This window comes from Kitasatospora sp. NPDC048194, assembly GCF_043202455.1.
Taxonomy (GTDB): domain Bacteria; phylum Actinomycetota; class Actinomycetes; order Streptomycetales; family Streptomycetaceae; genus Kitasatospora.
Genome location: NZ_JBIDAK010000057.1, coordinates 1 through 23,406, shown reverse-complemented (window position 1 = coordinate 23,406; position 23,406 = coordinate 1). Strand labels below are relative to the sequence as shown.

Sequence of the window (23,406 nt, the reverse complement as noted above, 5' to 3'; positions counted from 1 at the left end):
GCCGACACCCCCCAACCCGAACCCGAAAAACACCAGAAACCAGGACCACCCCCAACCCGACCACACCACCAACCACCCCGCCCCCCAGCCACCCCGGCCACCCCGACTCCGGGCTCTCCGACTCCGGGCTCTCAGGTCGGGGAGGGTGTCGCGCGAGGCGGTGGCGGCTGGGATGCGGTCATCCGGCCGTTGCCGCTCGCCCGCATCCGCGCCGACCGGCCCCGGCGAGACCCGGCGCGCGTGCGGGCTACCGCCCGGGAGCAGTGAGGGCGGGACCGCTTGTCGCGCGGGGCGGCGGGGCCGGCGACGGCGTCAGGGCAGGTGCCGCAGGGCGGCGGCGGCGAAGGCGTGGTCCTGGTCGGGGGTGCCGCCGCCGACGCCGATCGCGCCGATGAGGCGGCCCTCGCGGTGGAGGGGGATGCCGCCGGCGATGAACAGCAGGGGGCGGTCCAGGGCGGTGGGCAGGGTGTGGAAGGGGCCGTCGGGCTTGACGAGGTCGACGAGGTCGGCGGTGGGGGCGCCCAGTTGCAGGGCGGTGTAGGCCTTGCGCGTGCTGGTCTCGCCCGAGATGAGGACGGCGCGCTCGTCGCGGCGGAAGGCCAGCAGGTGGCCGCCGGCATCCAGGACGGTGACGCTGACGGCAACCTCAGCCGCCCGGGCAGCGGCGCAGGCGGCGTCGAGGAGAGTCTCAGCGGCAGCGGTGGTGAGCACCGCCACGCCCGCGCCCGCGGCAGGGACATCAGCAGTAGCGGTGCTGGTGGAGGCGTCGGCGGCGGTGGTGTCGGGGGCAGTGGTGGGGTTCATGGGTGCTTCTCCTCGGGAACGGGGCGGGCGGTCAGTGGTGGGCGGGCACTGCGGCGTCGGCGGTGGTGGCAGTGGTGGCGGCGGGCGTGGAAGTCCGGCGCTCCAGGGCGGCGGACCACAGGGCGAGGACGAGGGCGGCGGCGGCGAGCAGCGCGCCGACCCAGTTCGGGGCGGTGTAGCCGAGGCCGGCGGAGATGACGGTGCCGCCCAGCCAGGCCGCCAGCGCGTTGCCGAGGTTGAAGGCGCCGATATTGACGGCCGAGGCGAGGGTGGGTGCGCCGTGGGCCTGGTCGAGGACGCGCTTCTGCAGGGGCGGGACGGTGGCGAAGCCGAGCGCGCCGACGAGCAGGATGGTCACGGCGGCGGCGGTCTTGTCGTGGGCGGTGAAAGTGAACAGGCCCAGGACGAGGGCCAGGGCGCCCAGGCTCGCGTAGAGCATCGGCATGAGCCGGCGATCGGCGAAGCGGCCGCCGAGCAGGTTGCCGAGGAACATGCCGGCGCCGAAGAGGACCAGCAGCCAGGTGACGGCGCCCTCGGAGTAGCCGGCGACGTGGGTCATCATCGGGGCGATGTAGGTGATCGCGGCGAATACCCCGCCGAAGCCGAGGACGGTCATCGCCATGGCGAGCAGGACCTGCGGATTGCGGAAAGCGGTGAGCTCGCGCCGCAGGTGGGCGCCTTCAGGGCGCGGCACAGCGGGTATGAGCCGGGCGATGCCCAGCAGCCCGGCCACACCGAGGACGGCCACGGCGGCGAAAGTGGTGCGCCAGCCGACGGCCTGGCCGACGAAGGTGCCGAGCGGCACGCCGACGACGTTGGCGAGGGTCAGGCCGGTGAACATGGTGGCGATGGCGCCGGCCTTCTTGTGGGGGGCGACGAGTTCGGCGGCGACCACGGAGCCGATGCCGAAGAAAGCGCCGTGCGCGAGGGAGGCGACGATGCGTCCGGCGAGCATGACGGCGAAGGTCGGCGCGGTGGCGGAGATCAGGTTCCCGGCGGTGAACAGGCCCATCAGCAGCATCAACATCGTCTTGCGGCTGATCCGGGTGCCGAGCACCGTCATCAGCGGGGCGCCGAGAACGACGCCGATCGCGTAGCCGGTGACGAGCAGGCCGGCGGTGGGGATGGAGACGCCGTAGTCGCCGGCGATCTCGGGCAGTAGGCCCATGATCACGAACTCGGTGGTCCCGATCCCGAACGCCCCGATGGCCAGGGCGAGGAGTGCGAGGGGCATGACACGACCCTTCATGCGGTTGCCAGTGCGGACACATCCGACGTTAGTTGCAGACGCGGCATATGTGCAAATGCTGGCAATCAGCTTCCGCCGCTGACCCTCGCCTCACTCTACTTGCATAAGCGTTCTATATGCTCTAGCTGATATTTTGTCGTATGGCTTATCCTGGGGCGTGGAGCACCTAGAAAGGAGACCGGGCCCATGACCGCCACGGACCCTGCGCTGACCGCCCTCGCCAACGGCTGGGCCGCCCTCTACCTCCTCTACGGCCGCATCGAGGCGCACATCGAACGCGCCCTGCAGTCCGAGCACGATCTGAGCGTGCGCGAGTACTCCCTGCTGGACGTGCTCAGCCGCCAGCACGACGGCGAGGGCGGCCACCTGCAGATGAAGCAGGTCGCCGACGCGGTCGTACTCAGCCAAAGCGCCACCACCCGCCTGGTCACCCGCCTGGAGGACCGCGGCCTGCTCGCCCGCTACCTGTGCCCCACCGACCGACGCGGCATCTACACCGACGTCACCCACGACGGCCTCACCCTGCTGGAACAGGCCCGCCCCACCAACGACACCGCCCTACGCGAAGCCCTCGACGAGGCCGCCAAAAACCCCGAACTCGCCCCCCTCGTCCACGCCGTCAAAGCCATCAACCCCCCGCCCACCTCCACCCACACCCACCCATAACCGGCGGCCTGCCCTCAGCCGACGCAGCCCCGCGCGCCCCTTTTCCCCTGGCCGGCGCAGCCCCGCACCGCCACACCCGCTCCCCCACCCCGGCCGCGCCACCGCGCCCGCACGACGTGCCGATGCCCCGGACTCGGACCACCGGCCGACCAGGGCACCGACGCGACCACCCGCAGAGCACCTCGAACCCGCGAGGGCACGGGCGTGGGCACGCCGGTGTGGCCGGGCCCGGGCTCGGGTTCGGTCACGGGCCTGGTGCCGGATGCCGGGTCGCCGGTGGCGAGCGAGCGGAGTCAGGTGCGGCGCCGACTCGTCACCACCCCCGGCACCCCCGCCACACCCTCGCCACCCGTCACGCCGGTCGTGGCAGTCCTGCCGGTCGTGCCGTCACGGTGTCGTGCGGCGGTGGCGGTTGTGGTGGCGGGCGGTGCGGCGTCCGGGTGGCGGGGTGGGGTCGGCGTTCCAGGCGGCGACGGGGTTGCCGAGCCAGCGGGTGGCGTCGGGAAGGTGTTCGCCGCGCATGACCAGGCAGGCGGGGCCGACGGTGGTGCCCGCGCCGAGTTCGGAGTCGAGCAGGACGATCGAGTGCGGTCCGGTGGTGGAGCCGGCGCCCAGGTGGACGGGGCCCAGGCGCATCACGCGGTCGTGGAACAGGTGGGTCTGCAGGACGGTGCCGCGGTTGACGCTGGCGCCGGCCTCGACGGTGACGAGGTCGCTCTCGGGCAGCCAGTGGGTCTCGCACCACACCCCGCGCCCGATCGTGGCGCCCAGGCTGCGCAGCCACAGGTTGAGGTAGGGGGTGCCGGTGAGGGCGGCGCCGCCGAAGGGCATGGCGAGTTCCTCGACGAAGGTGTCGTAGAGCTCGTTGCGCCACACGAAGGAGGACCACAGCGGGTGCTCGCCGGGACGGAAACGGCCGACGAGGAGCCACTTGGCGGCGGTGGTCAGGGCGCAGGCGCACACGCAGGCGGTGATCAGGACGGGAACCGCGGCCGCGCAGGCGGCGGGCAGGCCGTGGTCGTCGCGGATCGCCTGGAGAGCGGCGAGGACGAGGTCGCCCAGCAGCGCGGCGAGGACGAGGGGCACCACGCGGAAGGCCTCGACACCGGCGCGTGCCCACCGCAGGCGCCGGGGCGGGTCGTAGGTGCGGCTGGTGGCGGCGGCCTCGACGGCGCGGGGCAGCGCGAAGGGGGGCCGGCCCAGCCAGGAGGAGCCTTCGCGGAGGTGGGCGGGGGTGTCGGACAGGACACCGACCAGGCAGTTGTCGGGCAGATGGCGGTCAGGGCCCACCACGGCGGAGTTGCCGACGAAGGAACGGCGTCCGATGTGGGAGCGGCCCAGGTGCAGCCAGGTGCCGCGCAGGCGGTAGGGGGCGACGAGGGTGTCGTCGGCGAGGAAGGCGCCGTCGTCGACCCGGGTCAGGGTCGGCAGCGCGAGGACGGTGGACGCCTCGACATGGCGTCCCACCCGGGCACCGAGCAGGCGCAGCCACAGAGGGGTCAGGAGGCTGGCGTAGAGGGGGAAGAGAGTGCGGCGGGCGCTGTCGGCGAGGGTGGTGACGGCCCACGCGCAGAAAGCGACGCCGCCGGTGGCGGGATGGAAGCCCGGCCGCAGAGGCCAGGAGAACGCACGGATGAGCACGGCGGTCACAGCGGCGTGGCAGGCGGTGGTGAGGACGGTGAGCGGGATGGTCAGCGGCAGCAGTTGGAGCAGCGCCCGGGTGAGGGTGGGGTCGCGGTCCAGGAGTGGGTAGGCGATGAGCAGGGCCGGCAGGGCGGCGAGGAAAGGGACGAGACCGAAGACGATGGTGGCGGCGGTGTAGGCGGCATCCCAGCGGGCCGTGGCGCGAGCGGGCGCGGCGGGCCAGACGGTGGTGGAGTGGGTGGGGCGAGCCGGACTGCCGCTCCAGTGCTCGCCCGGCGGGACGCTGGCGGTGACGCAGGCGCCGGGAGCGATCTGGGCGCGGGCGCCGACACGGGCGCCGGGCATGAGGACGGCGCGATGGCCGACAGCGGCGCCCTCGCCGATGTCCAGGCGGCCGAGGTGGAGAACGTCGCCGTCGAGCCACCAACCGGCGAGGTCGGCTTCGGGTTCGACGGTGGCACCGCGGCCGATACGCGCCAGGCCCGTCACCGGGGGCAGCGCGTGCAGACTCACGTCCCCACCGACCCGGCAACCGAGGAGACGGGCGTAGCGCAGGGCCCACCGCGTGCCGTTGAGAGTGGCCGGGGCAAACACCGCGGTGAAGCGCTCGGCAGCCCACAGACGCAGATGGACACGGCCACCGCGAGGGTGACTTCCTGGACGCAGACCAGCAGTGAGCACGCGGGCACCGGCAGCGGCCGCCACCGCCCGGCCAGGAGCCGTGTGGAAGAGGAACAGGCCGACGATCACCGGCCACCACGAACTGTGAGGCGCCCACGCCAGGCGGGGAGCAAGGAGATTGTCGGCAGCGGCCAGCAGGAGAATCCACCGCAGACCAGTGAGAGCGAACACAGCGCACAGCACCACGCCCTGCCACCAACCAGCACCACGCGGAACACCAGACGCCACCCCCGCACGCCGCACATCGGCGACCCGCGGGCCCGAGGCGGCGGGGCCGGGGCCCGCAGATTGAGCTCCCGCGGATCGCGGGCCCGGAGCGGTCCCCGTCCCAGGAGGTAAGGGACCGGCGGCCGCAGTCCCAGCCCCGGCTCCTTCCCCGACCCAGGCCTCGGCTCCCGCTCCCGCGCCGGGGCGGGGTCCGGTCACGGCGACGGGCCCGGTGGATGCGGGGACGGGTGGCAGGGTGCGGGAGTCGAGGTAGGCAGCGAGGTCACCCAGGACGGGATGGGCGTACAGGTCCGCGACGGAGATCCCACCGTGGCGGGCCCGCAGCTCCGAGACCAGACGGGCAGCGGTGAGGCTGGAGCCGCCGAGAGCGAAGAAGTCATCGCTCTCGGCGGGCACGGTACCGAGCAACCGGTGCCAATGACCGGCAAGCCAACCAACCGTGTCCTCACCGACCAAGACAGACGCACCCTCACGAGCCGTGGCCGGGACGGAGGCGGGGGCCGCGCCGCCGACACCGGGCACAACGCCACCACCCAGGGCGCCGAGGGTGCCGGTCCTGCCAGAAACGCTGCCGGTACTGCCGGTACTGCCGGTGTTGCCGAGGGCGCTCGAGGTGCTGGCGGTCCTGCCGGGGACGCTCGAGGTGCTGCCGGTACCGGGCAGGGGCCAGGGCAGGGCGGTGCGGTCGACCTTGCCGGACGTACGGGTGGGCAGGGAGTCGACGAGCGCGAGGACCGGGACCAGGGGCGCGGGCAGGCGTTCCAGGAGGTGGCGGCGGGCCGCGGCGAGGTCGGGGCGGGTGCCGGGCTGGGCGACGAGGTAGCCGACGAGCACGTCGGTGCCGGCGGGAGTGGTACGCACGGCGGCGGCCGCGGCACGGACATGGGGCAGGGTGTGGAGGGCGGCGTCGATCTCGCCGAGTTCCACCCGCCGCCCGCCGAGTTTGACCTGGTCGTCGGCGCGGCCGAGGTAGACCAGGCCCTCGGGGTCGTTGCGCACGAGGTCGCCGCTGCGGTAGACCCGCGGGCACGCGAGCGCGGGATGGGGGCCGAACTTCTCGGCGTCCTTCACGGGGTCGAGGTAACGGGCGGTACCGACACCGCCGATCAGCAGCTCACCGCTCCCGTACCAGGGCACTGGGTGGCCGTCCGGGTCGACGACGGCGACCTGCCAGCCGTCCAGCGGGGTGCCGATGCGTACGGGATGCCCCGGGAGCAGGCGGGCGGCGGTGGCCACGACGGTGGTCTCGGTGGGGCCGTAGGTGTTCCAGAACTCGCGGCCCTCGACAGCCAGGCGCTCGACCAGCTCGGCCGGGCAGGCCTCGCCCCCGACGATGATCAGACGGACACGGTCCAGGCACTCACGCGGCCACAGGGCCAGCAGCGTCGGCACGGTGGAGACCGCCGTGATCCCCCGGTCCACGAGCCACGGGCCGAGATCAGCACCCGACTTGACCAGCGCACGAGGAGCGGGCACCAGGCAGGCGCCATGGCGCCAGGCCAACCACATCTCCTCGCACGAGGCATCGAAAGCCACCGACAAGCCCGCCAGCACACGGTCGCCGGGCCCCAACGGACGGCCGGCCAGGAACAGGCGCGCCTCCGCGTCGACCAGCGCCGCGGCACTGCGATGGGTGACCGCGCAACCCTTGGGACGCCCGGTGGTGCCGGAGGTGAAGATGACCCAGGCGTCCTCATCCGCCGACGGCCAGCCGGGGCGACCCGAAGGTTGCGCCGCACCCGGCGGGGCATGCAGCCGGCCCGCCTCCCCCACCACGGCACACACCCCGGCATCCCCGAAGACGAGGTCGGCACGCTCCTGCGGATCCTCCGCATCGACGGGCACATAGGCCGCACCGCAACGCAACACCGCCAGGATCGCGACGTAGAGATCCGCCGTACCCGAGGGCACCCGCACCCCCACCCGATCACCACGGCCGATCCCGTGCCCGGCCAGAACCCCGGCCAACGCCTCCACCCGCCCCATCAACGAGCGGTAGTCCAACACACCGTCACCCGTGTCCAACGCCGGCGCACACGGATGGGCGCCGGCCGTCACGGCGAGAATGTCGAGCAGACTACGGGCCGGCGCCGCAGCAACCGCCGGCCAACCAGCACCCCCCGCACGCGGGCGGTACAGAATGCCAGGACCAGCCGATTCATGGCGTACGTCCATCGGGAAAAGATCCCTCGCCTCCGTGACTCCTCCAGCGCGGGCGGCACACCACCCCCACCAGCGCTACATGCCGTGACCTCACCACCACATGCTGCCACCCACCCGAGGCCCCAGATCGCCACCACTCCATCCCACGACCACCAACCACACCCACGCCCCACCCGCCGCAACACCTCCCGCACGCCGGGCCGGACGAACAACCCCCAGCTCAAAGACCCCGTACCCCCACCGACCCCACCCCGCGCGTAGGAACCCCACGGCCACCGACGCACCGCACCTCCATCGCCCCCACGTTCCCCAACTCGCACCCCCATGCGAACACCGCCACCCCACCGACCCCACCCCCGACCTCGATCCCTCGATCCCTCCGGCGGGGTATCAGCACACACCCATCAAGCCGGCACCCCACCACACCCCGGCCACCCCGCAACCCCGTCACCGACCACCGACCACCGACCACCGACCACCGACCACCGACCAGCGGGCCCGAGCCCGCAGCAGCCCGCCCGCACCCGGAACCCTCCGCCCTGGGCGCTGGCAGCAGCACTAAACTCCCCGTCGGCCAACCAGCCTGCCGCAACGGGAAGAACACCATGACCATCCGTCACCTGGGCGCCGCCGCCCGCGCCATAGGCCGCCGCAACGCCCTGCGCTACCTGGCCCTGGGCCTGGGCTCCGCCCTGACCGCCGCCTGCGCCGACAGCACCAGCAGGAGCGCCAGCGGTGACGGCGCGACAACCACGACCGACACCAACGACCACACCGCACCCGGCGCCGCCACCAACACCCCACCACCCCCGCCACCGCAACCGCCGTCCCGTCCGGCAGTGGGAAACCCACCCTCGCCGACCGCGCCTTCGACGCCTTCGTGCGCGGCACCTGGACGGTCCAGTCCACCACCTCCCGCGGCAAGGCGATGCACGGCAAAGCCACCGTCCAGACCGACGGCGGCGGCAACGGCGGCTGGACCATCACCTGGGACACCGCCACCAGCGGCAAAAACGCCACCTGGCGCGGCAGCTTCCTCCTACGCGGCGGCCACCTGGCACTGACGATCTTCGAAGGCCCCAGCCCCCTGGTCAACGAACACCGCTCACCCGAAGCCCTCAACGTCCCCGCCACCATCGGCGACGCCGCCCACCTCACCCTCCCCTGGCAACCCCCCGGCACCGCCGACAGCAGCCGCGAAACCCTGACCGTCAACTACGACGGCACCACCCTGACCATCACCCACACCGCCGACACGAACCACACCACCCACACCTGCACCCGCACCTGACCCCCACCACCACACCCGCGCCTCCCGACGGCCCCGACACCATCGAGAGGTGCAGATGTGGGCCATTACGCCGAATGCCACCCCAGGAACGACGCCGCGAGGCCGGCAACGACCGAGACGAAACAACCGACGACCCGCAGGGGTAGAACCACCCCCGCCAGTTCCTCCACACCCGGTCACCATCGACCCGAAACGACGAAGCACCCCCCGGAAGCGCCACCGGGACTCAGGCGGTTCAACGGCCAGAACGTCGCCCGCCGGGCAGACCCGCCCTCGACCGGCCGGCGGCCGGCGGACGGTGTCAGAGCCGACTGCGGCGGAGGGCGTCGGTGAGCATCAGGGCCGACATCACCTGGTGCACCTGGCCGGTGTTGGCGTAAGGGACGCCGCTGCCGAGCTGGGTGGCCAGGGCGTTCCAGGCCGCCAGGGGAAGCGCGGTGAGCGAGAAGCGGTCGTCCGGGGTGGCGGCGTCGAAGGGCGCGGGGCCGGGGGCGGTCACGCCGAGTCGGGCCAGGAGCGGGGCGAGTTGGGCGGGGTCGTTCTGGGTGTAGAGGCGGGCGACCTTCGAGCCGGAGGTGCCCCGAGCGGCCCACGCGGCGACCTGGACCAGCGGGCCGAGCGTCTCGATCACCAGGTCGGCGTGGGGGTCGAACAGGTACACCTCCTGGAGGGTGTCGAGGTACAGCGGGTGGGCCTGGTTGGTGCTGTTGCCGAGGAAGCAGGTCAGGGCTGCGTGGCCGCTGCTGAAGGACGCCATGGCAAGCCGGTCGATCGGGCCGAACCCGAAGTTGCCCGTGCGCCGGCACATGAAGGCCTGGATCTCCGGCAGGTACTCCTGGAGGAAGTCGGCGTCGGCGAACGACGAGACCTCGTCGCAGGGGGTGCCGGCGACCCGCGCCAGCGGGAGCACGAGCACGACGTCGCTTCCCGCGTTGTCGAGCTGGAGGGCGAGGCCCTTGGCGAAGGGATTGGCGAGGAACGGATCGCCGATGTACTGCAGGTAGTTGAGCAGGCCGAAGAACTGATAGTCCCAGCCGAACGGGTAGGTGCCGCCGGTGACCGGGTCGTGGCGGTCCCGGGCGTCGTTGTAGAAGGCGGGCGAGTTCTGGGCCATGCCCGCGTGGAAGTAGACCAGGAAGGACGCGGGCGGTGCGCCGGCGTCCCGTGACACGCTGGAGGGCCAGTAGACGGCGACCAGTTGCGGCGCGTCGACCCCGGGGAGCTGCAGGACGACGGCCTCGCCGTCAGGTATCACGCTCAGGGTCTCGACCTGGATCGCGCCCCCGGCGACCGACGGCGAGGCGATGAAGGTGGTGTCGGTGACGGCCGGCGGCGGGGAGTAGGCCGCGGGCGGCAGCGTCACGCCGGGGTTGCGGAAGCTCATGTCGCCGGGCGCCGGGGCGGGTGGGCTGCCCGGGTAGTCGCTGCCGGTCTGGTCCAGGCTGAGCCGCGCCTGTTCGGTGACGTCGCGTAGCGGCGAGAAGTGGACCGTCATGATGACCGTCTGGCCGACCGCGGACGGCGACACGGTGGGCGGGGGCCAGTTGTCGCCGGGCGGGAACGTGGCCTGGACGGTGCCGTCGGCGTCGATGTCGAGGTGGGCGGTGAGCGTTCCGTACTTGGTCCGGTCGACCGCGGCCGCCTCGATGTCGACCGCCGTGTCGGTGTCCGGGATGGTGAAGATCGACTGGTCCAGGACGACGGTGTCCGGTCCGACGCGAGCGCCGCCGTCGACGGCGATGGTGAAGCTGCACAGGGTGGTGGACTGGCCCCGGATCTGGCCGGTGAGGACGAGCTGCGCCATCGGAGTCTCCTCTTCTCAGCGTCCCGCGAGCGCGAGCGCGACGGCACGGGCGATCGGCTGGCGGGTGTTGGCCTCGTAGTAGGTGAAGGCCGGGCAGGGATTGACCTCGAAGCAGTAGACCTCGCCGTCGTCGGCGAGCATCAGGTCGATGCCGGCGAGCGGCAGACCGAGCTGTCCGGCAAGGTGCAGGCAGCGCTCCGCCAGGTCGTCGGGCGGTTGCCACGCGGAGAGCACGGCCCGGCCGCCGTCGCTGCGGGCGTAGCGGTAGTCCACCCGGTCGGTCTCGATCCGGGTGGCGAACACCTCGCCGGCGACGGTGTGCACCCGGATGTTGGTGCCGGTGAGGTACCGCTGGAACTGGACCGGGCAGTAGCGGATCAGCGGCAGCCGCTCGACCGCCGCCCGATCGAGGAGCCGGACGATGGACCGCACACCGCTGATCGACTTGTAGACGAGCTCGCCGTGCCGTGCCCTGAACTCGTGGACGAGGTCCGGGTCGTTGGTCACCAACGTCTCCGGGACCCGGAAGCCGGACCGCTGGATCAGTTGGGACTGACGGGGCTTCGACACGTTGGACGCCGTCGCGCTCTCCCGGTTCATCACGCATCCCGGGGCGATCTCCGCCCAGGTGCACAGGGCTGAGTGCCAGGAACGGCAGCTGCTTGCGGTTTCCTCGCCCGCCCCACGGAGCTCGGGGAGCCTGCGCCAGTCCATCAGCCGGAGGTACATGCCGGTGACGGCGCCGCAGTCGACGGATCCGCCGTTGTACGCCACGCTCCCCCGGACTCCGGCGCCGGTGGCCTCCAGCTCGAACGGCAGCTCCCGGAAGCGCCGTTGGTGGAGCATGGCGTACGGCAGGCCGAGTCCGTCGAGTTCGGCGGTGACCCGGGCGACCGGCGACTCGCTGGCGATGCCGCAGACGACGATCACGGGGAACCCGGCGAGAGCTCGGTGAGGTGCTTGAACAGGCGGTCGAGGAACGCATCGCCGCCGGGGCGGAGGTCGGGCAGCGGGCTGGCTCCGGCGAAGACCGCCGGGTGCCCCTCGTCGCGCAGGAGGTCGACTCCGAGCAGGCCGACCTCGGCGAGTCGGGCGAGCCGGACGTACGCCGCCTCGTCCTGGGCCAGGGGTGCGCCGAAGACGTGTTCGCCGAGCACCAGGACGTCGCCGCGCCCGGACACGTCCTGCTGCGACTCGGCGGCGGGACTGCTGGAGATCCGCGCCGGTGGGGCGGGCAGGCCCGCTCTGGCCGCGAGCACCCTCCACTCCGCGGCCGAGCGCCAGGCTCCGCTGAGCCCGTACCCGCAGGGACGGTTGACCGAGACCGGAGCCAGGCAGGTGAGCAGGCTGAGCAGGAGCGCGTTCAGCTCCTCCCGGGCGTACACGGCGTCGGCGTGGGTGGTGAACGGCAGCATCCCGAAGGGCGCGGAGGCCACCCGGTTGAGCACGCCGTCGACGTCCCGGTCGGCCAGCACGCGCCCGTCGGGCAGGGTGACCTCGAAGCCCGCGCCGTGCCGGTCGACGTGGTGCGCCGACCTGGTGGAGCCCAGCAGGGTCTGCGGCGAGAGCAGTTCCAGGGGCTCCAGCCCGCGCGCTCGCAGCCCCTCGTACGCCCACAGCGCCGACTCGTCCGCCGGATCGCAGAGCACCAGCCACATCGCGGCGCCTACCCTTCGGCCTGCTGCGGTTCGGGGGGTTCGTCCCTGAGGGCGCTGTCCGTGAGGTCGGGGCGCTGCGCCGGGGGGATGAAGTGCTCGGGCGGCCGGGGCGCCGGACCCCCCGAGGGCGAGAATTCGGGCAGTTTCTCCAAGGTGCCGTCCTTGTCGTCCTTGTGGTCCTTCGACGGTTCCTTGCTGTCCTTGCCGTCCTTGCCGTCCTTCCCGCCCTTCTGCTCCGTGCGCGAGAGGTTCAGGGTCACCGAACGCTCCACCGGGTCCCGGTAGGTCAGGTTGAAGGTGGCGTTCTCCGGAGGGCCCGGGAAGGTGCCCGTGGCAGGCGTGACACCGATCCGGAGCTTGCCGCACGCGTTGGGTGCGAGGCCGGCCGGGAAGCTCTTCAGGACGAAGCCCGCGCCCATGGGCTGACCGGCCGTGGCGGTGAACTCCATCGGCCCGGGGCCGATGTCGGCGATCGGGACGAGGATGTCGGCAGGTGTCCTGCCGGTGAGGACGGTGGTCTGCACCGAGGTGTCGAGCTCGGGTCGCGCCTGCCGGGCCCGCTTGACGGTTCCCTCCGAGGACCAGACGAAGCCCAGTTCCTGGGGGTCGGTGTTGGTGATCCGCACGCTCCAGCCGCGGTCGGCCGGGTCGGAGACGGCCAGTTGCACGGTGAAGACGTCGTCGGCGTCGCGGGTCCAGGACGCGGTCGCGACCGGGGATCCCCCGATCCGGTCGAGGATGTCCGCGGTGGCGGGTGCCTGCGGGACGGCGGTGATCAGGCCGGCGTCCGCCCGGAGCTCGATGTCCGGGGCTCTGCCGCCCAGCGGTGCGCAGTCCGGGCCGATGGCCACGATCAGCAGGACCCAGGTCGCCGCCGCGGGGTCCACGGTGAAGGGGACCGGTCCGCTGGTGGCCCCGTTCGCGAGCTGGAGCCGGCCGGTGTCGGGGAACATCTCTGCCATGATCGTCTTCTCTCCTCGTGGCGCCGTGGCTCACCACGTCCCGAGCGGGACGACGTCGACGAACACCGGTCGTCCCGTCGTGTCGGCGCCCGTGGGGGCGGGCCTGGTCTCGAACTCCTGGACGACGAGACGCTGCGCCTGCTGTCCGGTGTCGGGAAGACTGATCGGGCTGGTCCGCCCGAGGACGGCGTTCGCCGTGAGGACGGTCGACCAGCCGGAGACCCCGTCCGGCGTCGCCGTCGACCCGGCCTCCTGGACCTGGAGTTCGGTCCGGACGGCGTTCCCCGCGCCGCCGGGCCCGAGGCCCTCCAGCACGACGCTCGCCTGCCCCGCGCCGCGGGTGACCGTCAGCCGCCGCTGCGGCGCGAGCTGGACGGGTTCGGTCAGCGCCACCTGCGACACGGCGGGCACGCCGGGGACGGTGTACGGCTGGTAGCGGGCCAGGGCGAGCCGGACGAACGGGAAGTACGAGGCGGAGACCACCGGCGCCAGGTCGAGGTCGACGAACCAGCGGTCGCCCTCGGGATCGAACTCGACCTGGTACACGGCGGCGTCCAGTCGGCGCTGCAACTCGGGCAGGATCACCTGGGCCTGGTCCGGCGCGTTGATCTGGGCACTGGTGAGGGCGGCGGGCGGCGCGCCGGTGTCCCGGATCGGGTCGCGTCCGGCGACGGTGACGTACTGGAGCGCCTCGGGGGGCACCGGCCCGGCGGGGAAGGTCAGCAGCGCCAGGACCTCGCCGTCGCCCGAGGTGAACCAGGGCCGCGCCAGGAAGACCCGCAGACCGCCGCCCTGGCGCAGCCGGACGAGCGTCTGCTGCCCGTCGGTGGCGCGGGTCCAGGAGAACGACGGCACGCAGTGGAGGAGTTTCGGGGCGGGCGGCCGCACCGAGCTCGGCACGTCGGTGTCCGCGAGCTGTCCGGTGGCGAGGCAGGCGCCGGGGTCGGCGGCGAGAGCGCGTCCGAAGCAGTCCTCGAACCGGGACACGGCCGTCACGGCGTAGCTCACGTGGTGGTGGCGGGTGTCGCCGAACTCCTGGCGGATCACCGGGAACGCCTCCGTGGGCGGCAGGTGCTGGACCTCGTACGAGCCGACGTGCGCCATCCGCTGGAGGACGGTCGGTGCGGCCGGGGGGCTGTCGTCCTGGTCGGTCCACTCGGCGTGGAGGTCGATGCGTTCGGTGCTCGGGATGTCGATCAGGAGTCCGTCCGTGCCGAGGACGGCGTCGTTCCCGCCGGGCTGCCGCTGCGCCGTCAGCCGGCCGCCCGGGTCGCTCAGCGGCCGCTGCACGGCGTGCACCATGGTGACCGTCCGCGGCGGCGTGATCAGGCGGTTCCGGCCGAGGACGATGTCCTGGAAGTCCTGCGCCTGCGGGTTGTTCGGGTCGACTCCCTGCCACCGGGCGATGCCGAACAGGCCGACGTCGCCGTACTGCAGGCACGACGGGATGTCGAAGGTCACCTGCTCGGCCTGGCCGAGCGCGACGGTGAGGTGACGGGGATCCAGTCGGCTGACCGTGCAGCCGCTCGCGGCCGCCGTCAGCCGCACGGACGCGGACCGGAGGTCGGGCCAGGTGCCCTGCCAGACGGCCACCACGGGCCGCTCGGGTGGCACGATCGCCCCGGGCTGCCCGTTCGTCGGGTCGATCGGCCGGGGTCGTGCGTTCATCGCGACGAAGGCGCCGCTCGGATCGGCCAGCCAGGGCAGCGTCGGGTCGGTCTCGGGCACGACGACGTACGGGGAGGGCACGTCCGGTCCGGCGGGGACGACCTGCGCGCCCGGGAGGTCGGTGAGTGTGCGGTCGGCCCGGGTGGCGACGTCGTAGAGCCGCGCCACTTCCGCGGCCGGCGCGGCGGGCCCCAGCGCGGTGTCGAACGCGCCGTCGTACTGCATCGCCACGGCGAGCGAGCACTTCGGCGGCAGCAGGTGCCGCAGGTCGTAGGCGCGGTAGCCGTGGGCGGCCGCGTAGTCGTCCGCCGACGTGCCGCGGTCGCTGCGGATCACCATGCGGTCCTGGCCGTCGCCGTCGGCGAAGGGCAGGGTCGGCACCAGTTCGGGCGGCGACAGGGGCTCGAAGCGCGAATACGGGACGAGGTCCGTCTGCGCGTCGGCGGGGCCCACCTCCTCGGCGCGCAGGCCGCCCCCGGCGAGGTCGGCGATCCTGACCCGGAACCGGTACCGGCGGCCGAAGCGCAGCCGCGGCAGCGAGCCTGCGTCGCACTCCACCACCGTGTCGAGGGCCGGCACCACCGGCGGCGGCATGGCGTCCCCGGTGTCGGTGATCCGCTCGGGTCGCCGGGCCACCAGGCTCCAGCCGTCCCAGCGCGCCACGATCTCGTGCAGGTACAGCGGGTCGGCCGGTCCGGCACCGGTGACCGCCGCGCCGGGCCGCAGGCAGCCCTCGTCCAGCAGGCCGTCGGGCAGCAGCGGCACGCCGCCGATCGTGTAGTGCACCCGCCGCCGGCACAGCGAGTGCCAGGCGTTGGTGGTGTCGTCGAAGACGTCGACCCGGTAGCCGCCCAGGAGGGAGTCCGCCAGCAGGGCCGGGGAGAGCAGGCCGGCCGGGGTGCTGCGCATGGCCGCCCGAAACAGCTGTCTGCGGTGCTCGTCCTCCCGGTCCCGGTCCACGAGGGCGAACCCGAGCGAGTGCAGTGCGGGCAGCGCCCCGGCCGGGGACGTGCCGGACGGCGGCGTCGACGCATCGGACCGGGCCGTGCTCACCAGCCGCAGGGTGGCGCCGTCCACGTCGAAGGGCATGATCTCGAACCGGGTGTTGCCGGAGGGCGCGAGACCGGTGCCGGCCAGCGGGAGGAGGCCGGCGCTGAAGCCGGTGGTCCACGGCAGCCCGTCGACGGAGTCCGGCAGGAAGCGCGTGCCGTCCAACAGGTAGGCCGTGGTGGGCGAGAGGTCGGTCTGGGTGGCCGCGGCCCAGCCCGGCGGCGGGTTCGGGTCGGGGTTCGGCCAGCGCGGCACCGCGCTCAGCTCCGTCGGGTCCGCCGGGGCGAGCTGGGAGGCGGGTACCGCGAGGTCGATCAGCAGGCCGAGCGCGCGCAGGACGAGGGGGTGGTCGCCCAGGTGCGCGAGGGTCTGGTGGAACTCGCTCCCGGGCGCGGGCGCCGCGCTACTGCGCGGCACCGTGACGGATGGGTCGCGCCGGTAGAAGCCGTACGCCTGGGCGAGCACCGGCTGGTCCGTGGGTGCCCCTGCCGCTCCGGTGGCGGACTCCAGCAGTCCGGTCTGCCACCGATCGCTGATCGTCCGCAGCGCGGCCCGGAGCCCGGCGTGGCTCTCCGGCGCCGCGCCGCGGTGCGCGGCCAGGGCCTGGGCGGTCGCCGTGTAGATGCTCCGGACCTCCGTACCGGCGTCGCCGGCCGGGAACACCCGGGTGTCCCGCCCGTCGAAGGACGTGGCCCGGTACGGCTCCACGGCCATCCCGTCGGGGAACAGCGCCTGCCAGGCGGCGAGTTGGCGCTCCGGCGTGAACCGGATGCTGCTCCCGTCGAGGGCGGTGTACGGGACGGGCGAGGACGGCACGGGCCGCCCGCCGGCGAGGACCTCGAAGCCGGTCGCGGCGAGGCGCTCCGGCCAGCCCTGCATCCCGAAGTCCGCGAGGGTGAGCGGGTTCGGGTCCGGGCTGAGCAGGCGCGGGGTCAGCAGTACGGACAGCAGCGCCATCGGCTCGGCCTGGCCGGGGACGGCGACCACCCGGCCCGCCGGGATCACGGTCCAGACGAACTGCCTTTCCAGGCCGGTCGATGGTGACATGGGTCACTCTCCCGTGAAGGCCCGGCAGTACGTCTGCCAGGGGAAGGGTGTTCCCGGCGGCCCGGGCCCGAGTGCGGCCTCGACCGACGGATCCGGGCCGGGTGCGGCGGCGCTCAGGGCGCGCAGCCCTGCGGCGTCCGGGCAGTTGCCGAAGCACTTGTGGCACTCCAGCGTGAAGGACTTGGAGAAGAAGGTCAGGTCCACGGTGATCACGAGCTTCGCCGACCCGCTCAGCGACCCTCGGGTGGCGTCGTACGCCAGGCTGAGCGTCAGCTCGATCGAGACGTTGATCAGTCCCAGGACGGAGATGCTGCCGCCGATCCGCAGGTAGCCGGTGATCTCGGTGCTGGTGTCGTTCATGGCGAAGACGACGCCGCCGAAGACGTGCACCTCCGCGGAGGCGATGACGAAGTCCATGGAGATGGCGGCGCCGAACTCGATCCCGCCGGTGAACCGCTGGAGGCCGCTGTGCGGACCGCCGGCGCCGAGGCCGAGTTCGAGGTACCCGCCGCCGCCGAAGCCGGACACCGTGACGAGGAACGGCTTCTCCCGGGTGCCGAAGGCGAAGTCCATGACGACGGGCTGGCCGGTCAGCGACAGCGTGACGCCGATCTGGATGGTGAGGTTCTGCAGGCTGAACACCAGCAGTTCGGCGCTGGGGACGACGATGGTGTACGAGGCGCTGACGGCGGTGGCGGAGGTGTCGATGCGCGGACCGCCGTTGCCCACGGTCGGGAGGTACTTCTCGAGGGTGGCGAGGAACCCCAGGTCCCCCTTGAGCGTGGCGCCCGACAGCTGGACGTCCAGGTCCAGCCGCTTGCCGGGGTCGGCGGTGAAGCGCACGGACGTGAAGGTCAGGACGACGTACGCCGGGAAGTCCTCGCCGGGGACGACCAGCGTGAAGTCGCCGATCGCTCCGGTGGCGTGCATCTCGGGCTTGCCGTCCGCCAGTTGGGCCCGGGCGTCGAGGTTCAGCGCGCACGTGGCACCGGGGCGGAACGGCCCGACGTCCTTCCTCAGTGCCTGCGTCCAGGTCAGCTCCGCCGACACGGTGGGCGTGCCCTCGCCGATCCACAGGAGCTTCGGCGGGTCCGTGACGACATCGACGAGGCTGCTCAGCGGGACGACGCCGAACAGGGTGGCGTCCGGGGCGAACAGCTTCGCGGGATCCGTCTGGAGGAGGTCGGCGACGGTCGGGCCGAGCGTTCGCGAGATCTGCGTCACGGTCATGTTCGGGGCGGCCAGCGATCCGACGCGCGCTCCGGCGGCCCCGAAGTCGAGCGCCTGCGGGGTGACGAGGTCGAGCAGTGCGTCCGGTGTCGGGCTGCCCAACGGAGTGGCGGCGAGCGCCTGCGAGATCGTGCTGGGGAGCGCGGGCAGCGGGCCGAGCAGCTGGCGGACCGCCGGCAGGCCGACGGCCAGCTGGGTCACCTGCGGGTAGAAGGCGACCCCGGTGCGGGACAGCCCGGCCGCGACCCCGCCGAAGGTCATCGACTGCACTTCCTGTACCGCGCCCGCCGCTGCCCGGGTCGCGGACTCCATGGCGAGCGGGAGGCGGGTGCCGATGTCCGTGAGCGGCCGGCCGGGGTTCGCGAAGTCCCCGGTGTCGGGGCCGTTCGCGTAGATCCCGTCGAGCGTCGCGCCGTAGGCGGCGCCGGTCGCGGCGTCCTCGACGAACAGCAGCGGCAGGTTCAGTTCCACGTCCTGCTGCCCGGCCGTCGCCTGGAGGGTGAAGACGACGGGTACCCGGCCACGGGTCGGCCAGAAGCACCGCGGCGGGCCGGCCGAGGAGCCCAGCGGGATCCAGGAGGCGTCGTCCAGGTCGCCGGTCTGGCCGGGGTCGATCGCCACGCGCTGGAACGGGAACCTGCGCTCGTGCGGGCCGCCCGCCCCGATGCCGTAGTCGTCGCGGACGGGCTCGGCGACGATCAGGAAGGCCTTCCGGTGCAGGGCGGCCACGGCGGGGTCGGTGCCGTCGAACCGGCGGTCGGACACCTCGACGTAGGCGGCCCGGTGGCCGAACGGGAACAGCGCACCGGGGACGGACACCTTGACGTGGAAGTCCCGGCCGAGCGCGGCGTCCTGGGCCCACTCCAGCCCGGGCCAGTGGGCGGCGGCGGTGAAGCGGGCGCCGTAGGCGCTCAGGACCAGCCGGTCCAGCGCGAGCGGATGACCGGGGTTCTGGGCGGCGGTCGTGACGATCGTCCGGTACCAGGTGTCCAACGGAGTGCCGTGGTCGGCTCCGTCGGCCAGGGACTGCACGGGGCGCGCGCTCAGGTGCCCGTCGGGGCCGGCGACGTGGCTGTGCCACAACTCAGTGCCGCCGGCCGAGCCGGTGGCCGGCAGGGTCCGGTGGGTGCACCTGGCGTCCGGTTGTACGGCGAGCAGCAGGTTCCAGGGGAGTTCGAGCCGGGTCACGGGGTCGGCGGCGGTGGAGGCGGTGGTGACCAGCGGCAGCCGGTTCATCGCGTCGAGCAGGCCGGGCACGGTGAGGGTGACCGGGTCAGGGCCGACGGCGAAGCACAGGAGGGACGGGCCGGCGAGGAAGCCCTGGGGCGGTTGCCCGGATTCCACCACGGTCTCGGCCAGGTGCTGCGGGGGCAGCTCCACCAGCAGGCGGCCGCCGCCCGGACCGGCCACCAACTGCACCGTGCCGTCCGGGCCGGTGCGCTCCTGCAGGCCCTGGCTGCGGACGGTCAGGGTGACCAGGTCGTCCGGGCGCAGGACGGGGTAGCTGGGCGCAGCTGCGTTCGACAGGTCGAGGAGCTGCCAGTCCTGCCAGCGGGCGTCGAACCGCCGGTGCATCAGCGCGGCATCGGCCCAGACGGCGAACACGTCGATCCGGCCACCACCGGAGGACACGGCGGCCAGCCCGGGGCCCGCCGCGCCGTGGGTGGTGAGGTCGCCGCCGAGGTGCTCCCAGCCCAGCCGAGGTGCCAGGGCGGAGTGCCACAGACCGTGGTCGCCGCCCAGGAAGACGTCACGCTCCGTCGCGGTGAGACAGGTGAAGGACTGTTGGTCCCCCTCGGGCAGGGCTCCGAGCTCCTCCCACCCGGGTGGCTGGTGCTCCAGAGGGCCGCCGCCCTCGAACCGTCCACGGCGCAGGCGCCGTTCGAGGGTGTCGGCGACGAGGAGGTCGACCCGGCCGGGTGGGACGGCCACCGTCGCGGTGAGCCCAAGTGCCCGCTCGCCCGCGTGGAGCGCCGTCGGGCCCTCGCGCGGGTGCCAGTGCCCGAACTCCCAGCCCCGCGGGGCCTTCTCCAGGACGAAGTGGAACTCACCGGGCCGACGCGGCACGGCCGCGAAGCCGGTCGCCGCGCCGTCCGCGGCGAGGGCGCCCAGTGACGTCCAGTGCGGCCGCTCCTCGGTGTCCAGGCGCAGGCGCCACAGTTCGCCGTCGGCATCGAGGGCGAAGACCTCGACCGGGCCGCCCTCGAGCGCCGTCGCACTCAGCCAGTTGAAGTCGGGAGCCCCGGGCGACGGCCAGGGGCGGTTCAGCGCCCGCCAGGCGGTCCAACTGCCGTCCAACGTCCGGTACCGCACGCTGCCGTCGTCCGCCCCCACGAAGAGGTGGAGCCTGCCGTGCCCTGGAGTGCAGACGGCCAGGGCCCGTGCCGGGTGGTCGATCATCGGGCGCCCCCAGCGCATGGACGCAGTGCCGGTCGAGGGGCCGGGGCCACCGGCGCCCGTCAACTCTCGGCGATTCCAGGCTATTCCCGGCCCGGGCGGACCTCAATTCGGTCACTTTCGGTAGCAGCCGCCGGAATCGTCCTCGGCCGTTCCGGCCCGTCGGGAGGTGGGAGGCGGCCCAACGAGCCCACGCCCCCCACGGCCCCGACGACGGACGGTCACCACATCAGCCGCCGACGCCGCCGCGCCTGAACCCGGTCCCGCGCACATGAAGCGCCGACGCCCCGGCGAAAGAGCTGACGTACAGCCAGGCCGAGGCCCCGCCATCGCTTGATCGGAGCGGGGCCCGCTTCGTACGCTCGCCCGATGGCAGACACGCACCGCGAGGACCCGCGCCCCCTCGAGCTCGCCTTTCCCGGGCCGGAGCGCGATCGCGGGGTCACGGCGATCAAGGACGGTACGAAGACCGCGCTCACCGGCCTGCTGGAGATCTACCGGCATGCCGGTGAAGCCCTGCCGCAGGCGGGCCGGCGGTATTCGGTGCTGGACTCGCAGGGTCGCAGTGCCGTCATGATCGAGCTGACCGAGGTACGAGTCGTCCCGATGAACGAGATCGACGACGGCTTCGCACGAGCCGAGGGGCGCGGCTACGCGGACGCGGCGCAGTGGCGCTCCGCCCACGAGGACTTCTTCCGGAGCGCAGGCGTGGCGGAGTTCCTCGGGCACACGCCGACCGTCGACGGAGACACCCTCGTGGTCGCCCAACGCTTTCGAGTCGTCGAAGGGTCCTGATCCTCGCGGCCACGGCCTCACCAGCGGGTCAGTGGCGCGCTGCGCCAGGGGCGCCGTCAGGGCAGGCGCTGGGCCAGCTCCGGGTAGTCGCGGATGAGGCCGTCGGCGTCGACGGTCAGGTCCGCGCGGTAGTCGCCGGAGGTGAAGCGGACGGTGGCGGTGCCGTCGGGGACGGTGCGAAGGTGGGTGTACGTCTGGCGGCTGGGGTGGACCGTCAGGTCGGGGACGCGGACCCAGGCCATCAGGAAGTGGTGTTCGCCCGGGCTGCGGTGGAGGCCGTGGCGCAGGACGGGCGGGGTGTTGGTGAGCGGGGACAGCCCCAGATCGCCGTCGAGGGCGCCGGCGAGGTCGGGGCGTTCGCTGCCGTCGACGGTCCAGCGGCCGGTGGTGTCGCGGCGCAGGTCGAGGGTGCGGACGGTCTCGGGGGTGTGAGCGCTGACGTGGAGGCGGCGGGTGGTGAAGTCCTCGCCGGTCTCGAGTTCGTAGGTGAGCCAGTACGGCGTCGGCAGCGCAGCGGCGACGCGTCCGCGGGCGCTCAGGGTGCTGGGGCCGAGGTCGATCCAGGCGGTCTCCAGGCCGGCGGTCTCGGTGATTCGCCAGGTGGGGACGGTCGTGCGGGTGCTCATCCGAGCACGCTAACGCCAGTCGCCGACACCATCCGGGAGGCCGGGCCGGGCACGCAGGGCCGCGGCTGACGGCCTGCGGCGGCTGCGACGGCGACGGCGACGGCGACGGCGAGTGATCGACCACGGCCCGGCAGGGTCGCATCATTCCCGTTCAGGGCCGCCAGGGCGGCGTTCAACACGTTTGACCGGCGGCCGGAGGGAACACGCTGCGCATGGGACTGTTCGGCAGCAGACACGGCAAGCACGAGGACGGGGTCGCCCGCGGCCCCGAGGAGGCGGCGGAAGAAGGGCCGGACGAGCCGACGCAGGTACCGGCGCGCGGCTGGTTCGGCGTGCTGAGGCGCACCGGGCGGGAGTTCCTCGATGACGAGTTGCCGGACCGGGCCGCCGCGCTGACGTACTACGGCGTGTTGGCGGTGTTCCCGGCGCTGCTGGTGCTGGTGTCGGTGCTCGGGTTGGTCGGCACTTCGGCCACCGACGCGGTGCTGGACAACCTGCAGAAGCTCGCGCCCGGGTCGGCACGCGACATCCTCCACACCGCGATCACCCAGTTGCAGGGCAGCCGGAGCACGGGCGGGGTGCTGGCCGTGGTGGGCGTGGCGGGTGCGCTGTGGTCGGCGTCCGGGTACATCGCGGCGTTCATCCGGGCGGGGAACGCCGTCTACGACATCCGTGAGGGCCGTCCGGTGTGGAAGACCCTGCCGCTGCGGGTCGGTTTGACGCTGCTGATGATGGTGCTGCTGACGGCCAGTGCCGTGATCGTGGTGTTCACGGGCCCCTTGGCGGAGCGGGCCGGTGACCTGCTCGGGGTCGGCCACACGGCGGTGACGGTCTGGTCGATCGCCAAGTGGCCGGTGCTCGTGGTGCTGGTGTCGTTCATGATCGCGCTGCTGTACTGGGCGGCGCCGAACGTCCGCGGGCGGGGCTTCCGCTGGATCTCACCGGGCAGTGTGCTGGCCGTGCTGCTGTGGCTGGTGCTGTCCGGCGGTTTCGCGGCGTACGTGGCGAACTTCGGCTCGTACAACAGGACGTACGGCACGCTCGCCGGGGTGATCGTTTTCCTGGTGTGGCTGTGGCTGAGCAACCTCGCCATCCTGCTGGGGTTGGAGTTCGATGCGGAGCTGGCCCGCGAGCGGGCGATCGAGGGCGGTATGCCGCCGGGCGAGGAGCCCTACGTGCCGCCGCGCGACACCCGCACCTGGCCGGAGGAGGAACGCGGGGGCGGCGAGGGCTGAGCCGGTCGCGCCTCGGGATTTCCGGGTCGGTGCGCCGACCCCTCGGTCGGTGCGCCGACCCGCGAGGGTGTCCGCTCCTCGGTCGGTGCGCCGGCCCCGCGGAGGGTGTCCGTTCCTCGGTCACGCCCGGTGCACCGGTGCGGGCGGGCAGTAGGATCAACGGCGTTGTCACCCGTACCCCGCTGGTAGGAGGCTTTTCCATGGCTCA

14 protein-coding genes are annotated in these 23,406 nt (G+C 73.1%); 4 read left to right on the top strand and 10 right to left on the bottom strand.

Annotated elements, in window-relative coordinates; all coding sequences use genetic code 11:
* Nucleotides 1-312: 312 nt before the first annotated feature.
* Together ACGF07_RS34995 and ACGF07_RS34990 are read right to left on the bottom strand one after the other, a co-directional pair.
* Nucleotides 313-804 carry a heme-binding protein gene (locus tag ACGF07_RS34995; RefSeq protein WP_392905629.1) on the bottom strand — a complete coding sequence of 164 codons (492 nt, stop codon included), beginning with the start codon at nt 802-804 and terminating at the stop codon, nt 313-315.
* A gap of 31 nt (nt 805-835) precedes the next feature.
* A complete protein-coding gene (locus ACGF07_RS34990; protein ID WP_392905627.1) occupies nt 836-2,038 on the bottom strand; it encodes an MFS transporter in 1,203 nt (400 codons plus the stop codon).
* A 201-nt stretch (nt 2,039-2,239) separates the two neighbouring features.
* On the opposite strand from ACGF07_RS34990, the gene ACGF07_RS34985 reads away from it, so the two are divergent.
* Nucleotides 2,240-2,719 (top strand): MarR family winged helix-turn-helix transcriptional regulator, encoded by a 480-nt coding sequence (locus ACGF07_RS34985; RefSeq protein WP_392905625.1) that lies wholly within the window; start codon nt 2,240-2,242, stop codon nt 2,717-2,719.
* Between the two features lie 387 nt (nt 2,720-3,106).
* Here ACGF07_RS34985 and ACGF07_RS34980 read toward each other — a convergent pair whose 3' ends face one another.
* Nucleotides 3,107-7,447, bottom strand: a complete 4,341-nt coding sequence (locus ACGF07_RS34980; RefSeq protein ID WP_392905622.1) for a Pls/PosA family non-ribosomal peptide synthetase — start codon at nt 7,445-7,447, stop codon at nt 3,107-3,109.
* A gap of 868 nt (nt 7,448-8,315) precedes the next feature.
* Between ACGF07_RS34980 and ACGF07_RS34975 the strand changes: the two genes are divergently transcribed.
* Nucleotides 8,316-8,726, top strand: coding sequence for a hypothetical protein (locus ACGF07_RS34975; RefSeq protein WP_392905619.1), 411 nt, complete (start codon nt 8,316-8,318; stop codon nt 8,724-8,726).
* A 301-nt stretch (nt 8,727-9,027) separates the two neighbouring features.
* Here the strand turns inward: ACGF07_RS34975 and ACGF07_RS34970 are convergent, their stop codons facing one another.
* The 6 genes from ACGF07_RS34970 to ACGF07_RS34945 are packed head-to-tail and all read right to left on the bottom strand — an operon-like array spanning nt 9,028 to nt 20,545.
* Nucleotides 9,028-10,530, bottom strand: a complete 1,503-nt coding sequence (locus ACGF07_RS34970; RefSeq protein ID WP_392905617.1) for a hypothetical protein — start codon at nt 10,528-10,530, stop codon at nt 9,028-9,030.
* 15 nt (nt 10,531-10,545) lie between these two features.
* Nucleotides 10,546-11,460: a glutathione synthase gene (locus ACGF07_RS34965; RefSeq protein ID WP_350741794.1), complete on the bottom strand. Its 915-nt coding sequence runs from the start codon at nt 11,458-11,460 to the stop codon at nt 10,546-10,548.
* Complete coding sequence (locus ACGF07_RS34960) at nt 11,457-12,188, bottom strand: hypothetical protein (RefSeq protein WP_392905614.1); 732 nt, start codon at nt 12,186-12,188, stop codon at nt 11,457-11,459. Before ACGF07_RS34960 ends, ACGF07_RS34965 begins: the two co-directional genes overlap by 4 nt.
* Nucleotides 12,189-12,196: 8 nt before the next feature.
* Nucleotides 12,197-13,150: a hypothetical protein gene (locus tag ACGF07_RS34955; protein ID WP_392905611.1), complete on the bottom strand. Its 954-nt coding sequence runs from the start codon at nt 13,148-13,150 to the stop codon at nt 12,197-12,199.
* 30 nt (nt 13,151-13,180) lie between these two features.
* Nucleotides 13,181-16,915, bottom strand: a complete 3,735-nt coding sequence (locus tag ACGF07_RS34950; protein ID WP_392905609.1) for a hypothetical protein — start codon at nt 16,913-16,915, stop codon at nt 13,181-13,183.
* 3 nt (nt 16,916-16,918) lie between these two features.
* Complete coding sequence (locus ACGF07_RS34945; RefSeq protein ID WP_392905606.1) at nt 16,919-20,545, bottom strand: hypothetical protein; 3,627 nt, start codon at nt 20,543-20,545, stop codon at nt 16,919-16,921.
* Nucleotides 20,546-20,911: 366 nt separating this feature from the next.
* On the opposite strand from ACGF07_RS34945, the gene ACGF07_RS34940 reads away from it, so the two are divergent.
* Nucleotides 20,912-21,337 carry an ASCH domain-containing protein gene (locus ACGF07_RS34940; protein ID WP_392905603.1) on the top strand — a complete coding sequence of 142 codons (426 nt, stop codon included), beginning with the start codon at nt 20,912-20,914 and terminating at the stop codon, nt 21,335-21,337.
* Nucleotides 21,338-21,393: 56 nt separating this feature from the next.
* Here ACGF07_RS34940 and ACGF07_RS34935 read toward each other — a convergent pair whose 3' ends face one another.
* Entirely contained in the window at nt 21,394-21,963 is a 570-nt protein-coding gene (locus tag ACGF07_RS34935) for a putative glycolipid-binding domain-containing protein (protein WP_392905601.1), read from the bottom strand.
* Nucleotides 21,964-22,175: 212 nt separating this feature from the next.
* On the opposite strand from ACGF07_RS34935, the gene ACGF07_RS34930 reads away from it, so the two are divergent.
* Nucleotides 22,176-23,198 (top strand): YihY/virulence factor BrkB family protein, encoded by a 1,023-nt coding sequence (locus ACGF07_RS34930; RefSeq protein ID WP_392905599.1) that lies wholly within the window; start codon nt 22,176-22,178, stop codon nt 23,196-23,198.
* The last annotated feature ends 208 nt before the right edge of the window (nt 23,199-23,406 follow it).

Excerpts from the sequence above, each read along its gene's own strand:
- ACGF07_RS34935 (WP_392905601.1), bottom strand. The coding sequence starts at position 21,963 with ATGAGCACCCGCACGACCGTCCCCACCTGGCGAATCACCGAGACCGCC.
- ACGF07_RS34990 (WP_392905627.1), bottom strand. The coding sequence starts at position 2,038 with ATGCCCCTCGCACTCCTCGCCCTGGCCATCGGGGCGTTCGGGATCGGG.
- ACGF07_RS34950 (WP_392905609.1), bottom strand. The coding sequence starts at position 16,915 with ATGTCACCATCGACCGGCCTGGAAAGGCAGTTCGTCTGGACCGTGATC.
- ACGF07_RS34970 (WP_392905617.1), bottom strand. The coding sequence starts at position 10,530 with ATGGCGCAGCTCGTCCTCACCGGCCAGATCCGGGGCCAGTCCACCACC.
- ACGF07_RS34995 (WP_392905629.1), bottom strand. The coding sequence starts at position 804 with ATGAACCCCACCACTGCCCCCGACACCACCGCCGCCGACGCCTCCACC.
- ACGF07_RS34955 (WP_392905611.1), bottom strand. The coding sequence starts at position 13,150 with ATGGCAGAGATGTTCCCCGACACCGGCCGGCTCCAGCTCGCGAACGGG.
- ACGF07_RS34960 (WP_392905614.1), bottom strand. The coding sequence starts at position 12,188 with ATGTGGCTGGTGCTCTGCGATCCGGCGGACGAGTCGGCGCTGTGGGCG.
- ACGF07_RS34930 (WP_392905599.1), top strand. The coding sequence starts at position 22,176 with ATGGGACTGTTCGGCAGCAGACACGGCAAGCACGAGGACGGGGTCGCC.
- ACGF07_RS34985 (WP_392905625.1), top strand. The coding sequence starts at position 2,240 with ATGACCGCCACGGACCCTGCGCTGACCGCCCTCGCCAACGGCTGGGCC.
- ACGF07_RS34980 (WP_392905622.1), bottom strand. The coding sequence starts at position 7,447 with ATGGACGTACGCCATGAATCGGCTGGTCCTGGCATTCTGTACCGCCCG.
- ACGF07_RS34940 (WP_392905603.1), top strand. The coding sequence starts at position 20,912 with ATGGCAGACACGCACCGCGAGGACCCGCGCCCCCTCGAGCTCGCCTTT.
- ACGF07_RS34945 (WP_392905606.1), bottom strand. The coding sequence starts at position 20,545 with ATGATCGACCACCCGGCACGGGCCCTGGCCGTCTGCACTCCAGGGCAC.